This is a genomic window from Massilia sp. DJPM01 (assembly GCF_030348125.1).
In the GTDB taxonomy this organism is placed as follows: Bacteria; Pseudomonadota; Gammaproteobacteria; order Burkholderiales; family Burkholderiaceae_D; genus Telluria_A; species Telluria_A frigida.
This window is the reverse complement of sequence record NZ_JAQOZV010000013.1, coordinates 99771-113426: the sequence shown is the minus strand read 5'-3', so window position 1 is coordinate 113426 and position 13656 is coordinate 99771. Positions and strand designations below refer to the sequence as shown.

General features: G+C 63.8%; 13 protein-coding genes. 7 read left to right on the top strand and 6 right to left on the bottom strand.

Features of this window, described 5'->3' with window-relative positions; translation table 11 throughout:
- Positions 1 to 243 precede the first annotated feature (243 nt).
- From PO883_RS11225 to PO883_RS11215, 3 genes are all read right to left on the bottom strand, one after another.
- A complete protein-coding gene (locus tag PO883_RS11225; protein ID WP_289309850.1) occupies positions 244 to 1302 on the bottom strand; it encodes a type II asparaginase in 1059 nt (352 codons plus the stop codon).
- A 58-nt stretch (positions 1303 to 1360) separates the two neighbouring features.
- The gene (locus tag PO883_RS11220) at positions 1361 to 2644 is read right to left on the bottom strand and encodes an amidohydrolase family protein (protein ID WP_289309832.1); all 1284 of its coding nucleotides are present in this window, start codon (positions 2642 to 2644) and stop codon (positions 1361 to 1363) included.
- A gap of 126 nt (positions 2645 to 2770) precedes the next feature.
- Entirely contained in the window at positions 2771 to 4030 is a 1260-nt protein-coding gene (locus PO883_RS11215; protein WP_167093270.1) for a dicarboxylate/amino acid:cation symporter, read from the bottom strand.
- Positions 4031 to 4236: 206 nt separating this feature from the next.
- On the opposite strand from PO883_RS11215, the gene PO883_RS11210 reads away from it, so the two are divergent.
- Positions 4237 to 4962, top strand: a complete 726-nt coding sequence (locus PO883_RS11210) for an amino acid ABC transporter ATP-binding protein (RefSeq protein WP_289309831.1) — start codon at positions 4237 to 4239, stop codon at positions 4960 to 4962.
- Positions 4963 to 4985: 23 nt separating this feature from the next.
- Here the strand turns inward: PO883_RS11210 and PO883_RS11205 are convergent, their stop codons facing one another.
- Both PO883_RS11205 and PO883_RS11200 read right to left on the bottom strand, forming a co-directional pair.
- Positions 4986 to 5285: a type II toxin-antitoxin system RelE/ParE family toxin gene (locus PO883_RS11205; protein WP_289309830.1), complete on the bottom strand. Its 300-nt coding sequence runs from the start codon at positions 5283 to 5285 to the stop codon at positions 4986 to 4988.
- Positions 5282 to 5554, bottom strand: a complete 273-nt coding sequence (locus PO883_RS11200; protein ID WP_167093267.1) for a YlcI/YnfO family protein — start codon at positions 5552 to 5554, stop codon at positions 5282 to 5284. Before PO883_RS11200 ends, PO883_RS11205 begins: the two co-directional genes overlap by 4 nt.
- 157 nt (positions 5555 to 5711) lie before the next feature.
- Here PO883_RS11200 and pyrC point away from each other — a divergent pair, with 157 nt between their 5' ends.
- Genes pyrC through PO883_RS11185 form a run of 3 tightly spaced genes read left to right on the top strand, consistent with a single transcriptional unit; the run spans position 5712 to position 8549 of the window.
- Positions 5712 to 6761 carry a dihydroorotase gene (gene pyrC / locus PO883_RS11195; protein ID WP_167093266.1) on the top strand — a complete coding sequence of 350 codons (1050 nt, stop codon included), beginning with the start codon at positions 5712 to 5714 and terminating at the stop codon, positions 6759 to 6761.
- 3 nt (positions 6762 to 6764) lie between these two features.
- Positions 6765 to 7556, top strand: coding sequence for a DUF3025 domain-containing protein (locus tag PO883_RS11190; protein WP_289309829.1), 792 nt, complete (start codon positions 6765 to 6767; stop codon positions 7554 to 7556).
- A 9-nt stretch (positions 7557 to 7565) separates the two neighbouring features.
- Positions 7566 to 8549, top strand: a complete 984-nt coding sequence (locus tag PO883_RS11185; protein WP_289309828.1) for a Gfo/Idh/MocA family protein — start codon at positions 7566 to 7568, stop codon at positions 8547 to 8549.
- Between the two features lie 88 nt (positions 8550 to 8637).
- Here PO883_RS11185 and recG read toward each other — a convergent pair whose 3' ends face one another.
- Positions 8638 to 10689 carry an ATP-dependent DNA helicase RecG gene (gene recG / locus PO883_RS11180; RefSeq protein ID WP_289309827.1) on the bottom strand — a complete coding sequence of 684 codons (2052 nt, stop codon included), beginning with the start codon at positions 10687 to 10689 and terminating at the stop codon, positions 8638 to 8640.
- Between the two features lie 103 nt (positions 10690 to 10792).
- On the opposite strand from recG, the gene queA reads away from it, so the two are divergent.
- The 3 genes from queA (at position 10793) to yajC (ending at position 13629) form a co-directional block, all read left to right on the top strand.
- The gene (gene queA, locus PO883_RS11175) at positions 10793 to 11815 is read left to right on the top strand and encodes a tRNA preQ1(34) S-adenosylmethionine ribosyltransferase-isomerase QueA (RefSeq protein WP_289309826.1); all 1023 of its coding nucleotides are present in this window, start codon (positions 10793 to 10795) and stop codon (positions 11813 to 11815) included.
- A 12-nt stretch (positions 11816 to 11827) separates the two neighbouring features.
- A complete protein-coding gene (tgt, locus tag PO883_RS11170; RefSeq protein ID WP_054265073.1) occupies positions 11828 to 12967 on the top strand; it encodes a tRNA guanosine(34) transglycosylase Tgt in 1140 nt (379 codons plus the stop codon).
- 326 nt (positions 12968 to 13293) lie between these two features.
- Positions 13294 to 13629 (top strand): preprotein translocase subunit YajC, encoded by a 336-nt coding sequence (gene yajC, locus PO883_RS11165; protein ID WP_289309825.1) that lies wholly within the window; start codon positions 13294 to 13296, stop codon positions 13627 to 13629.
- Positions 13630 to 13656: the final 27 nt, after the last annotated feature.

The following is a 13656-nucleotide window of genomic DNA, read 5'->3' as shown; positions in this document are numbered from 1 at the left end:
GACCAAGGCTTGAGCGTGGTCGCAAGCCAATCTGGCAGCGGCGTTCGGACCATTCCTTTACCCGGCATGGCGTGCTGCTGTTCGGAGCCGCCCATGCGCGATGGGAGCTATGGCGTTTTGCCCAAATCGAGCAATCGAAGTGGCATCGAGCAGAAAGCGCGCCAGGTACTGGGGAACAAAAAAAAAGCGGACCTGCAGGCCCGCCCCTTGAAGACGCGATCAGCGGGCGCGTGGCCCGCCGCATCAATAGGTGTAGAACATGCGCTGGATTTCCTTGGTGTTGCTGGTCTTGGTCAGCGCCAGCATCAGCAGGATGCGCGCCTTTTGCGGATTCAGGGTATCGGCCGCCACGAAGTCCAGTTCATCGTCATTGGCTTCGCCGTTGCGCGCCAAAATCCCCTGTCCCACGCGGCTGGAGCGCACGATGACCGCGCCCTTGGCACGCGCCGCCTTCAACGACGGCACCACTTTGCTGGCCAGGCTGCCATCGCCCACGCCGGCGTGGATGATGCCCTTCGCGCCGTCCGTCATGAAGGCGTCCAGCGCTACCGGATTCATGTTCGCGTAGCCGTACACAATGTCGACCTGCGGCAGCGATTGCAGCGCGCCGATATCGAACTCGGTCTCGGTGGTGTGCTTGCGCACCGACTGCCGATAGAAGAAGGGTTTGCTGCCCTGGATATATCCGAGCAAGCCCAGTTCAGGGGTGCGGAAGCTGTCCAGGGTCGAGGTATTGACCTTGGTGATATCGCGCGCGGACTGGATCTGGTCGTTCATCGCCACCAGCACGCCCTTGCCGACGGCGTCCGGGCTCGCAGCGAGCAGCACCGAGTTATACAGGTTGATCGGACCATCGGCCGACAGCGCGGTCGACGGGCGCATTGCGCCGACCAGCACCACCGGCTTGCGGCTCTTGACCACCAGGTTCAGGAAGTACGCGGTTTCTTCCAGCGTGTCGGTGCCATGGGTGATGACGACGCCATCGACATTGTTCTGGGCCAGCAGCACATTGACCCGCTTGGCCAGCGTGAGCCAATGCTCGTTGCTCATGTTCTCGCTGGCGATCTGGAACACTTGCTCGCCGGTGACATTGGCCACCTTGGCCAGTTCCGGCACCGCCTTGATCAGGTTCTGCACGCCCACCGTGGCGGCGGTGTAGCCGACCGTGGTGGTGCTGCTCGCGCCGGTGCCGGCGATAGTGCCGCCGGTGGCCAGGATGGTCACGTTGGCCAGCTTCGGCGCGGCGCTTTCGGCTTGTACGGCGCCCGTCACCGCCACCAGCAGGGCGAAGAGGGCAATCATCGATTGCGTGGTTTTTTGGTACAGCATGGGTTCTCCTTGGGGTGCGTAAACGGATGCGTTATGGTTGTTTGTAGACGACGCCATCCTTCATCACAAAGCGCACCTGCTGCATGAGCGCGATGTCGCGCAGCGGGTCGCCCGTGACGGCGATGATGTCGGCCGCGTAGCCCGGTTCCACGGAACCCAGGCGCGTACCCTGGTCGAGCAGGGCGGCGGCATTGAGGGTGGCCGAGCGGATCGCTTCGAGCGGCGGCATGCCCGCTTCGACCATGTAGGCGAACTCCTTGGCGTTCTCGCCGTGCGGGAACACCCCGGCGTCGGTGCCGAAGGCGATTTTCACGCCGGCCTTGTAGGCGCGCGCGAAGGTGGCCTGGATCTGCGGGCCGATGGCCGCCGCCTTGGGGCGCACCAGCGGTGAATAATAATCCGGGTCTTTGGACTTGTCGGCCACGTAGCGGCCGGCCGACATGGTGGGCACGAACCAGGCGCCATGCTTCTTGAACAGGGCGATGGCCTCGTCGTCCATCAGGGTGCCATGCTCGATCGAATCGACCCCGGCGCGCAGCGCGCGCTTGATGCCATCGGTGCCGTGCGCGTGGGCTGCCACGCGAAAGCCGTAGTCCTTGGCGGTGTTGACGATGGCGCGCAATTCATCCTCGGTGTACTGGGGATTCTGGCCGTTGCGGGCCTGGCTCAATACGCCACCGGTGGCGGTGACCTTGATCAGGTCCGCCCCTTCCTTGTAGCGCGCGCGCACCGCTGCGCGCGCGTCGTCTGCGCTATTGACCACGCCTTCGTCGGGGCCTGGCGTGCCAAGCGCACGACTGAAGCGTTGCGAATAGTTATTGGTCGGGTCGGCGTGCCCGCCGGTGGTGGCGATCGATTTCCCCGCCGTGAACATGCGCGGGCCGGGAATGCTGCCGGCCGCAATGGCGCGCTTGAGCGCGACGTTCACGCCATCGTCGGCACCCAAGTCGCGCACCGTGGTAAAACCGGCTTTCAGGGTGCGCTCGGCATAGGCGACGGAGCGGTAGGCATGGTCGGCAGGATTGAGGCTGATGGTGTCGCGCAGGGCGTCGGCCTGCTTGCGCGATTCGCCGCTCAGGTGCACATGCATGTCGATCAGGCCGGGCAGGCAGGAATGGGCCGACAGGTCGATGTGGCCGGGTCCCGCGCTCATCGGGCCGACCGACGTGATTGAATCGTCCTCGATCACGATGCTCACCTTGTCGCGCCAGGCGCCGCTCTTCACATCGAGCAGGCGCCCGCAATCGACGGTCTGGGTGGCCGCTTGCGCACTACCGCAAGCGAGCAAAATACCGATGGCGGACAGTTTATGCAAGGCGGTTCTCCCGGAAGCAATAATGGCAAAAGAGCATACACGAAATCGCTCGGCGCAAGTACGCACCGGCCAAAAGACAAAGGGCGGAAAAGCTGTGCTTTTCCGCCCCGGCAAGCGTGAACGACTTTACGTGAGCGGCGCGGTGGCCGGATCGACCGCACTCGGGTCGCTCAATTCGCCCTCCCACTTGGCCACGACCGCAGTGGCGATGGCGTTGCCGATCACGTTGGTGGCCGAACGCGCCATGTCGAGGAAGTGGTCGATACCGAGCAACAGCAGCAAGCCCGCTTCAGGAATGTTGAACTGGCCCAGGGTGGCGGCAATCACTACCAGCGAGGCGCGCGGCACGCCGGCCATGCCCTTGGACGTGAGCATCAGCACCAGCATCATGGTCAGTTGGGTCGAGAGCGACATTTCGATGCCGTAGGCCTGGGCGATGAACACGGTCGCGAAGGTGCAGTACATCATCGAGCCATCGAGATTGAACGAGTAACCGATCGGCAGCACGAAAGCGGCGATGCGGTTGCGCACACCGAAGCGCTCCAGGCCTTCCAGGGTCTTTGGAAAAGCCGCTTCCGACGATGCGGTGGAAAACGCCAGGATGGTCGGCTCGCGCACTTCGCGCAGCAGCGCAAACACGCGCGGGCCCAGGAACAGGAAACCGGCAATCGTCAGCGCCACCCACAGCACGGCGATGGCGATGTAGAACTCGCCCATGAAAATGCCGTAGGTGGAGAGGATGCCGATGCCGCTCTTGGCGATAATGCCGGAAACGGCCGCAAATACCGCGATCGGCGCCAGGTTCATCACATAGCCGGTCACCTTGAGCATGACGTGGGCGACGCCGTCGATGGCTTCGATCATCGGGTTGGCGCGCGCGCCGACCGCTGCCGCCGCGGTGCCGAAGAACAGCGAGAAGATCACGATCTGCAGGATTTCATTCTTGGCCATGCCGTCCACGATCGACGACGGCACCAGGTGGGTGACGAATTCCTTGAGCGTCAGGCTGCTGGTGGCGATGCCCGACACCGCGCCTGCCGCCGGCAGGTGGGCCACCATGGCGTCGCCCGGGCGGAACAGGTTGACCAGGATCAGGCCGAGCGAGAGCGACATGACCGAGGCGATCACGAACCAGCCCAGCGCCTTGGCTCCAATGCGGCCGACTTCCTTGGCGTCGCCCATCTTGGCGATGCCGACCACCAGGGTCGAGAACACCAGCGGTGCGATGATCATCTTGATCAGGCGCAGGAACAGCGTGGTCACCAGCGACATGTATTCGGCAAAGGAGGCCGGGTTGGCCATGGAGACGTTGATGACATAGCCTGCCACCACCCCGAGCACGAGTGCCAGCAGGATGTAGAGGGTGAGGCGGTTTTTCTGGTTCATGGGCTGTGCGTCCTGTATTTGAGTCGATTCGGCGGCGTCAGTGAGCAGTTGAAAGCCGGTCTCCCTGCGTTCTCGGGCAAAATAGCGGTATTTTGTGAGCGAACCAGCCAGTAATGTGATGATTTTCTTGGCAAGTTCCGCAGTATCCTAGGGGGCGCAGGTGCTGTCAAGCTCGTACGTCCCCTGTTAGAACAGACGAAAACAACATGATCGAACTAAAAAATGTCAGCAAGTGGTATGGCCAGTTCCAGGTACTGGCCGACTGCACGACCCAGGTGGGCAAGGGCGACGTGGTGGTTATTTGCGGCCCGTCCGGCTCCGGCAAATCGACCCTGATCAAGACTGTCAACGGGCTCGAACCGTTCCAGCAGGGCGAGGTGCGGGTCGACGGCATCGCCGTGGGCGACAAGAAAACCGACCTGTCGGCGCTGCGCGCGCGCATCGGCATGGTGTTCCAGAACTTCGAGCTGTTCCCGCACCTGTCTGTACGCGAAAATCTGACACTTGGCCAGACCCGGGTGCTTGGCCGCAGCCTGGAAGAGGCCACCGCCAAGGGTTTGCAGTACCTGGACCGGGTGGGCCTCTTGGCGCAGCAGGATAAATACCCGAACCAGCTCTCGGGCGGGCAGCAGCAGCGCGTGGCGATCGCGCGCGCCCTGTCGATGGACCCGATCGCCATGCTGTTCGACGAGCCTACCTCCGCGCTCGACCCCGAAATGATCAACGAAGTGCTCGACGTGATGGTCGGCCTGGCGCAGGAAGGCATGACCATGATGGTCGTCACCCACGAAATGGGCTTTGCGCGCAAGGTGGCGGGGCGCATCCTGTTCATGGACCACGGCCGCATTGTCGAAGACAGCCCGACCCAGGAGTTTTTCAGCGCGCCCCGCTCCGAACGCGCGCGCGAGTTCCTGGCGCGGATCATTCATTAAGCGCGGTGGCGCGCCCGGCGCCGTTACAGGAAGTCGTCTTCGCGCTGGTGCCGCACCGCGAGGATGGTGACGGTGTGTGCGTCCTCTATCTCGAACAAGGCGACATACCCGGCGCCGCCGAAATCGATCAGCAACTCCCTGAGACGGGGCGAGTGGGCAGCCGCTTTTCTGCAGGTGAAGGGAAATTCCTCCAGTAGCGGCATGGCTTTGGCAATGATCGTACGCGCCCGCCTGGCCGCGCCAAGGTCTTTGGCGGCCAGGTAGGCATACAGGCGACGCAAGTCGGCCCGCGCTTCTTTTGTATACCTGACGCGAAAACTCATTTTTCCACCCGGGCCTCTGCTTCCGCAATGACGTCATCGAGTTCGCGCAGCACATCGTCGGCGCTGTAATACTCGCCGCTTTCCAGGGCCGCATCGCGCGAGGCGAGACCGCGTTCGATAAAGTCGCGTTGTGCGCGGCGCTGCCGAATCTGCAACGTCACCGATTCCGCGACAAAGCTGGACAGGGATTCGCCGCTTTCCAGTACGCTTTCGGCGGCTTCGCGCAATTCGGGTGAGACTCGGAGGGATGGGAAGTTGGCAGTTTTCACAATGGGCTCCATGCGTTGCATTTGCAACGCAGTATCTCAAGCCCCCGAAGCGGATGCAAGCAGCTTGTGCAAACGTGCGTCAGGTTTCTTGGACGAAGCACGAGCGATGGGATGCCTGCGGAGGTTAAAATACCGCATTCGTTCTCCGAAAGCCGCCATGTCCACCATCGATACCCTCCAGAGCCTGACCATCACCCGTCCCGACGACTGGCATTTGCACCTGCGCGACGGCGCCGCGCTGGCCAGCGTGCTGCCGCACAGCGCGCGCCAGTTCGCCCGCGCCATCGTCATGCCCAACCTGAAGCCGCCGGTCACCACCACGGCCATGGCGCAAGCCTACCGCGAGCGCATCCTGGCCGCGCTGCCGGCCGGCATGCGCTTCGAGCCGCTGATGACGCTCTACCTGACCGACAACACCGACCCGGACGAAATCCGGCGCGCCCAGGACAGCGGCTTTGTCCACGCCGTCAAACTGTACCCGGCCGGCGCCACCACCAATTCCGACGCCGGCGTGACTGATCTGGCGCGCTGCTACAAGACGCTGGAAGTGATGCAGGAAGTCGGCATGCCCTTCCTGGTGCACGGCGAAGTGACCGACCAGGATATCGACCTGTTCGACCGCGAGGCAGTCTTCATCGAGCGCGTCATGCGCCCGCTGCGGCGCGACATGCCCGAGCTCAAAATCGTGTTCGAGCACATCACCACCAAGGATGCGGCCCAGTACGTGGCCGAAGCCGACGGCCCGATCGCCGCCACCATCACCGCGCATCACCTGCTGTACAACCGCAACGAGATCTTCAAGGGCGGCATTCGTCCCCATTACTACTGCCTGCCGGTGCTCAAGCGCGAAGAACACCGCCTGGCGCTGATGACGGCCGCCACCAGCGGCGACGAGCGCTTCTTCCTTGGCACCGACTCGGCCCCGCACGCGGTGGGCGCCAAGGAAACCTCGTGCGGCTGCGCCGGCTGCTACACCGCGCTGCACGCGATGGAGATGTACACCGAAGCATTCGAGCGCGCCGGTGCGCTCGACAAGCTCGAAGCCTTCGCCAGCTTCCACGGTCCCGACTTCTACGAACTGCCGCGCAATACCGAGCAAGTCACGCTCAAGCGCGAAGCCTGGACCCTGCCGCAAACCGTGCCGATGGCCGACAGCAGCCTGGTACCGCTCAACGGCGGCGAGCAGATTAACTGGAAACTGCTGTAAGCGATGCTGTCGCAGATTGACTGGGCGCGGCCGTGGTACGACGCGGTGCGCCCCGCCTTCGCGCGGCTCGACATCGACGAAAGCTGCGTGGCCGACGCCCTCAATGCGGCTGCCGCGCCGCTGGCGCTGGTCAACCAGCGCGGCCTGCCGCTGCGCTTCGTGCCGCAGGCGGACTTGCCGGAAGGGCGCGCCTACGAAGAATTCATCGGCGCCACCGGCTGCGTGCCCACGCGCGACAACCTGCACGACTTTTTCAATGGCCTCGTGTGGCTCACCTTCCCGCGCATCAAGCAGCAATTGAACGCCTTGCAGGCGGCGCAGATCGCGCTGGCCGGCGTGGGCAAGTCGCGTGGCGCGGCGCGTGACGGCGCCACGATTTTTGATGAAAACTCGGCGCTGCTGGTGGTGCGTGCCGGCCTGCCGGGCGAGCAGCTCGTGGCCGCGCTGCGCGCGCACGGCTGGATTGAGGCACTATACGAACGGCGCGCTGCCTTCGGCGTTGACGCCGAGGTCTGGCTGTTCGGCCACGCGCTGATGGAAAAGCTGGTCGCCCCGCGCAAGGCGATCACCGCGCATACCCGCGTGGTGGTGGCCGGCGACGATTACTTCGCGCTCGCGCACGACGCCCGGCGCGCGTGGATCGACCGCCAGGTGGCGGCCGAACTGGCAGCCGAAGGATTAAGCACCGCCTGCTTCACCCCCTTGCCGGTGCTGGGCGTGCCGGGCTGGTGGGAAGGGCAGGAGCACGCGTTTTACGCCGACACCACGGTATTCCGGCCCAAGCGGGCTGTTTGAGGAGAACACATGACTGAAGCGGTTCGTTGGGGAATTCTGGGCACGGGCAAGATTGCGCGCGCGTTTGCGACGGCGCTGCGCGATACGCCGGGTGCGGTGCTGGCCGGCGTGGCCTCGCGCAGCCTGGAAGGTGCGCAGGCGTTCGGCGCCGAATTCGGCGCAACTGCATGCTATGGCTCGTACCAGGCGCTGGCCGATGCCGGCGATATCGATGTTGTCTACATCGGCACGCCGCACCCGATGCATGTCGAAAATGCCGTGATGGCCCTCAACGGCGGCAAGGGCGTGCTGTGCGAAAAGCCGTTCACCATGAACCGGCGCGAGGCCGAGCAGATCGTGGCGCTGGCGCGCGAGAAGAAGCTGTTCCTGATGGAGGCGATGTGGACCCGCTTCATGCCGGCGCTGGCCGAAGTGCGGCGCATCATCGCGTCCGGCGAAATCGGTTCGGTGCACCAGGTGACGGCCGATTTCGGGTTCGCGGGCACGCAGGACCCTTTGCATCGCTTGAATAATCCGGAATTGGGTGGCGGCGGGCTGCTCGACCTGGGGATTTATCCGCTGTCGATTGCGGCTGCGCTGCTTGGGCCGGTGGCCGATGTGCAGGCCATGGCGCTGATGGGCGAGACCGGGGTCGATATCCAGACCGGCTTCACCATGACGCACGAAGGTGGCGGCATGTCGGTATGCAGCTGTTCGCTCAGGGCGAGGACGCCAGCGGAGCTGACCGTGTCAGGGAGCCTGGGGCAGGTGCGGATGAATACCATGTTCCACCGGGCGCAGTCGGTGACCGTGACCACGGCCGATGGGGCGCGCACGATCGATACGCCTTATCTCGGCAACGGGTATGTGCACGAGGCGATGGAAGTAGGGCGCTGTTTGAAAGAGGGACTGCTGGAAAGCCCGGGGATGCCGCTCGACGAGACGCTGCACTTGATGGGGGTGCTCGATACGATTCGCGGGCAGATTGGGTTGCGGTATTCGGCGGACCGCTAACACGCTGTTCCGATCCCCCCGTCGTTCCCGGCCTTGGCGCGGGAACGACGGTTTTGAGTTTAGCGGTTGAAGGTGCGCGGCAGCGCCCTTACACCTTCAAAAACTCCTCCTTGCCACCCAGCCAGCGCGCCAAATGCGCCTCCACCACGTCATCGACCGCTTCATGAATCAGGTTGTGCGCCACGTCGCGCGCCTGTTCCACCAGCCACTGGTCGGTTTCCAGATCGGCAAACCTGAGCATCGCCTGCCCCGATTGGCGCGCTCCTAAAAACTCGCCCGGCCCGCGAATCTCCAGATCCCTGCGCGCGATTTCGAATCCATCCGTGGTCTCGCGCATCGTCATCAAGCGCTGCTTGGCGATTGGCCCGAGCGGGCTCTGATACAGTAGCAGGCACACGCTGGCCGCCGATCCCCGTCCCACGCGTCCGCGCAACTGGTGCAGCTGCGACAAGCCAAACCGCTCCGCGTGCTCGATCACCATCAGCGACGCATTCGGCACATCCACCCCCACCTCGATCACGGTGGTGGCCACCAGCACCTGCACCTCATTCGCCGTAAAAGCATCCATCACCTCCTGCTTCTCGGCGGCCTTGAGGCGCCCGTGCACCAACCCCACCTGCAAATCGGGCAGCGCTTCGGCCAGCATCGCATGGGTATCGGTCGCGGTCTGCAATTGCAGCGCCTCGGATTCCTCGATCAGCGGACAAACCCAGTAAATCTGCCGTCCCTCCAGCGCAGCGGCATGCACCCGCTCGATCACTTCATCGCGCCGGTTCTGGTCGATGGCCCGCGTGACGATGGGGCTGCGCCCCGGCGGCAGTTCGTCGATGACCGACACTTCCAGGTCGGCGTAATAGGTCATCGCCAGCGTGCGCGGAATCGGCGTGGCCGACATCATCAGCTGGTGCGGCGTCTTGCCGTTGCTGCCCTTGTTGCGCAAGGTGAGACGCTGGCCGACGCCGAAGCGGTGCTGCTCGTCGACGATCACCAGCCCCAGTTTCGCAAACTGCACCGAGTCCTGGATCAGCGCGTGCGTGCCGATCACCAGCTGCGCCTCGCCCGACTCCACCATCGCCGTGGCGGCCAGCTTGTCCTTCCTTTTCAGGCTGCCGGTGAGCCACGCCACCTTCACGCCGAGCGGCTCCATCCAGCCGGCGATCTTGCGGAAGTGCTGGTCGGCCAGGATTTCGGTCGGCGCCATCAGCGCCGCCTGGTAGCCGCTGTCGATGGCTTGCGCCGCAGCCAGTGCCGACACCACCGTCTTGCCGCTGCCGACGTCCCCCTGCAGCAGGCGCTGCATCGGATAGCCGTTTTTCAGGTCGGCGCGGATTTCCTTGAGCACGCGCTGCTGCGCGCCGGTCAGCTTGAACGGCAACTGCCCCAAAAACGCCTCCGACAGCGCGCCGATCGCCTTGAGCACCGGCGCGCCCTTGACCCGGCGCGCCCGCTGCGCGCGTTTGAGCGAGAGCTGCTGCGCCAGCAGCTCGTCGAACTTCATGCGGATCCAGGCCGGGTGCGAGCGCTCGACCAGCGAATGGGCGTCGATTTCCTGCGGCGGATAGTGCAGCAGCCGCACCGACGGCTCGAAGTCGGTCAGGTTCATTTCCGCGCGCAGCGACGGCGGCAAGGTATCGTGCCAGTCGATGCGCTTCATCGCATCGGCAATCGCGCGCCGCAAAATCGCCTGCGACAAGCCTTCGCCCGAGGGATACACGGGCGTGAGCACGGTCGGCAGCGGCGCGCCTTCGTTGATCACCTTGTACGTCGGGTGCACCATTTCGGCACCGAAGAAGCCATGCTTGAGTTCCGCGCGGGCGCGCACGCGTGTGCCTTCGGCCAGCTGCTTGACCTGGCTGCCGTAAAAATTCATGAAGCGCAGCAGCAGGTCGCCACTCTCGTCGGCGATGGTGACGAGCAGCTGGCGCCGCGGGCGGAAGCTGATCTCGTTTTTCGTGACCACCCCCTCGACCTGCGACACATGGCCGCCGCGCAGGCAGGCTTCGCGGATCGACACCACGCAGGTTTCGTCCTCGTAGCGCATGGGCAGGTGCAGCACCAGGTCCATGTCGGTGTGCAGGCCCAGCTTGGCGAGCTTGCTTTCGTTGGTTTTCGGCGGTGTTTTCGGTTTGGTCGGCGGCATATTGAAGCAACTTCAGTGCGTAAGGGGGTAAAATAGAGGGTTGCCCTGCACGCGTGAGCCCTATTGTACGGCTCTTGACCCTCTTTTTTACAAAATTAGCAGAATGTACTCGCTCTCCGACTTCGATTTCGACCTGCCCGCCGAGCGCATCGCGCAAACACCGCTGCCCGACCGCAGCGCTTCCCGCCTGCTGCACCTGGACGGGACGACCATTGTCGACCGCCAGTTCGCCGACATTGTCGGCCTGCTCGCGCCCGGCGACCTGCTGGTGATGAACGACACGCGCGTGCTCAAGGCGCGCTTTTTCGGCGTCAAGGAAACCGGCGGCAACGTCGAGGTGCTGGTCGAGCGCATCCTCGACAGCCGCACCGTGCTGGCCCAGGTGCGCGCCTCCAAGTCGCCCAAGCCCGGCAACCGCATCCGCCTGGCCGATGCCTTCAACGTCACCGCGGGCGAGCGCGCCGGCGAATTCTTCACCCTCGTGTTCGATGGCGACGTGTTCGAGCTGATCGAAGCGCACGGGCGCCTGCCGCTGCCCCCATATATTGAACACGATGCCGACGAATTCGACGAAACGCGCTACCAGACCGTGTACTCGCGCGAACCGGGCGCGGTCGCCGCGCCCACGGCCGGCCTGCACTTCGACGAAGCGCTGCTGGCGGCCCTGAAGGCGAAGGGCGTCAACTTCGCCTACGTCACCCTGCACGTGGGCGCCGGCACCTTCCAGCCGGTGCGGGTCGAGGCGCTGGCCGAGCACAAGATGCACACCGAGTGGTACACCGTGCCGCAGGAAACCGTGGACGCGGTGCGTGCCGCCAAAGCGGCCGGGCACGACGTGGTCGCGGTGGGCACCACCAGCCTGCGCGCGCTCGAATCGGCCTCGCAGTCGGGCCAACTGGTGGCCGGCAGCGCCGACACGGCCCTGTTCATCACGCCCGGCTATACCTTCAAGACGGTATCGCGCCTGATCACCAACTTCCACCTGCCCAAATCGACCCTGCTGATGCTGGTGTCGGCCTTTGCCGGCTACGACGCCATCCGCGCCGCCTACGCGCACGCCATCGCCAGCCAATACCGCTTCTTCAGCTATGGCGACGCCATGCTGCTCACGACCGACAACCAGTAGACCAGACAAACTATGCTCGACTTCCAACTTCTCAAGACCGACACCAGCGGCCTGTCGCACGCGCGGCGCGGCCGCCTCACGCTCAATCACGGCGTCATCGAAACCCCGATCTTCATGCCGGTCGGGACCTACGGCTCGGTCAAGGCGATGTCGCCGGTCGAACTGAAGGAGGTCGGCTCGCAGATCATTCTGGGGAATACGTTCCACCTGTGGCTGCGCCCGGGCACCGAAGTGCTCAACAAGTTCGGCGGCCTGCACGGCTTCATGGGCTGGGACAAGCCGATCCTGACCGATTCCGGCGGCTTCCAGGTGTTTTCGCTGGGCGCGATGCGCAAGATCACGGAGGAGGGCGTCAAGTTCTCGTCGCCGATCGACGGCAGCAAGCTGTTTTTGTCGCCCGAGATCTCGATGCAGATCCAGCGCGCGCTCAACTCCGACATCGTCATGCAGTTCGACGAATGCACGCCGTATGAAATCGACGGCCGCCCGGCCACCTCGGTGGAAGCGGCGCAATCGATGCGCATGTCGCTGCGCTGGGCCCAGCGCTCGATGAACGAATTCACGCAGGGCGAAAATCCGAACGCGCTGTTCGGCATCGTCCAGGGCGGCATGTTCGAGAACCTGCGCGACGAGTCGCTGGCGGGCCTGGAAGAGATCAATTTTCCGGGCATCGCGATCGGCGGCCTGTCGGTGGGCGAGCCGAAGGAAGACATGATGCGCATGCTGGAACACGTCGGTCCGCGCCTGCCGGCCAACAAGCCGCACTATCTGATGGGTGTGGGCACGCCGGAAGACCTGGTGGCCGGTGTCGCCAACGGGATCGACATGTTCGACTGCGTGATGCCGACCCGGAATGCGCGCAATGGCTGGTTGTTTACCCGCTTTGGCGACGTCAAGATCAAGAATGCGCGCTACAAGGACGACCAGGGGCCGCTCGACGAGAGCTGCGACTGCTACTGCTGCAAGAATTTTTCGCGCGCCTACCTGCATCACCTGCACCGCTCGAAAGAGATCCTGGGCGCGCGCCTGAACACGATCCACAATTTGCACTACTACCTGAAGCTGATGAGTGAGATGCGCGACGCGATCGATGCCGACCGTTTCCACGCCTTCCGCCTCGAATTCAACGCCGGCCGCGCCCGGGGCGTCTGAGGACGGATGCGCAACCGGGAACAGACCCTGATGCCGCTTACTTAAGCTCCGTCATGTCTGCCAATGGCAGAAATGACGGTCTTGAGGATGGGGGCGGGAAAATCGGGGTCTGACCCCGGTTAGGGAAAATCGGGGTCTGACCCCGGTTAAGCAACTGCTGGGAAAATCGGCAACGCCGCCCGCCGTTGTTGAAAATTAAATAACTTTCAGCCGCTTGCAAAAACGAAGATGGTAGCCAAATAGGTCGAATTGGCTTGCCCGCAGCCTCCGGTGCTAGAATACAGCGCTGATTTTTTAACGAAACTAACCTCAATATCGGAGTCCCCGTGTTTATTTCCAACGCCTACGCGCAAGCCGCTCCCGCTGCCGCCGACACCAGTTTGATGGGTAATATGACCACCTTCCTGCCGCTGGTTCTGATGTTCGTGGTCATGTATTTCCTGATGATCCGCCCGCAGCAGAAACGCGCGAAAGAGCAGAAATCCATGATGGACGCGCTCGCCAAGGGCGACGAAGTCGTCACCGCCGGCGGCATCCTCGGCAAAGTCATCAAGGTCAACGATACCTATGTGACCATCGAGGTCGCCAGCAATACCCACGTCATCGTACAAAAGAATTCGATCACCACGATGTTGCCAATCGGCACGATGAAGTCCCTGTAAGCCTGATGGGCGGCCTTGTGCCGCCTG

Coding starts and splice junctions, on each gene's coding strand:
- PO883_RS11225 (WP_289309850.1), bottom strand. CDS start 1,302: ATGATTGCCCTCTTCGCCCTGCTGGTGGCGGTGACGGGCGCCGTACAA.
- PO883_RS11215 (WP_167093270.1), bottom strand. CDS start 4,030: ATGAACCAGAAAAACCGCCTCACCCTCTACATCCTGCTGGCACTCGTG.
- PO883_RS11210 (WP_289309831.1), top strand. CDS start 4,237: ATGATCGAACTAAAAAATGTCAGCAAGTGGTATGGCCAGTTCCAGGTA.
- PO883_RS11205 (WP_289309830.1), bottom strand. CDS start 5,285: ATGAGTTTTCGCGTCAGGTATACAAAAGAAGCGCGGGCCGACTTGCGT.
- pyrC (WP_167093266.1), top strand. CDS start 5,712: ATGTCCACCATCGATACCCTCCAGAGCCTGACCATCACCCGTCCCGAC.
- PO883_RS11190 (WP_289309829.1), top strand. CDS start 6,765: ATGCTGTCGCAGATTGACTGGGCGCGGCCGTGGTACGACGCGGTGCGC.
- PO883_RS11185 (WP_289309828.1), top strand. CDS start 7,566: ATGACTGAAGCGGTTCGTTGGGGAATTCTGGGCACGGGCAAGATTGCG.
- recG (WP_289309827.1), bottom strand. CDS start 10,689: ATGCCGCCGACCAAACCGAAAACACCGCCGAAAACCAACGAAAGCAAG.
- queA (WP_289309826.1), top strand. CDS start 10,793: ATGTACTCGCTCTCCGACTTCGATTTCGACCTGCCCGCCGAGCGCATC.
- tgt (WP_054265073.1), top strand. CDS start 11,828: ATGCTCGACTTCCAACTTCTCAAGACCGACACCAGCGGCCTGTCGCAC.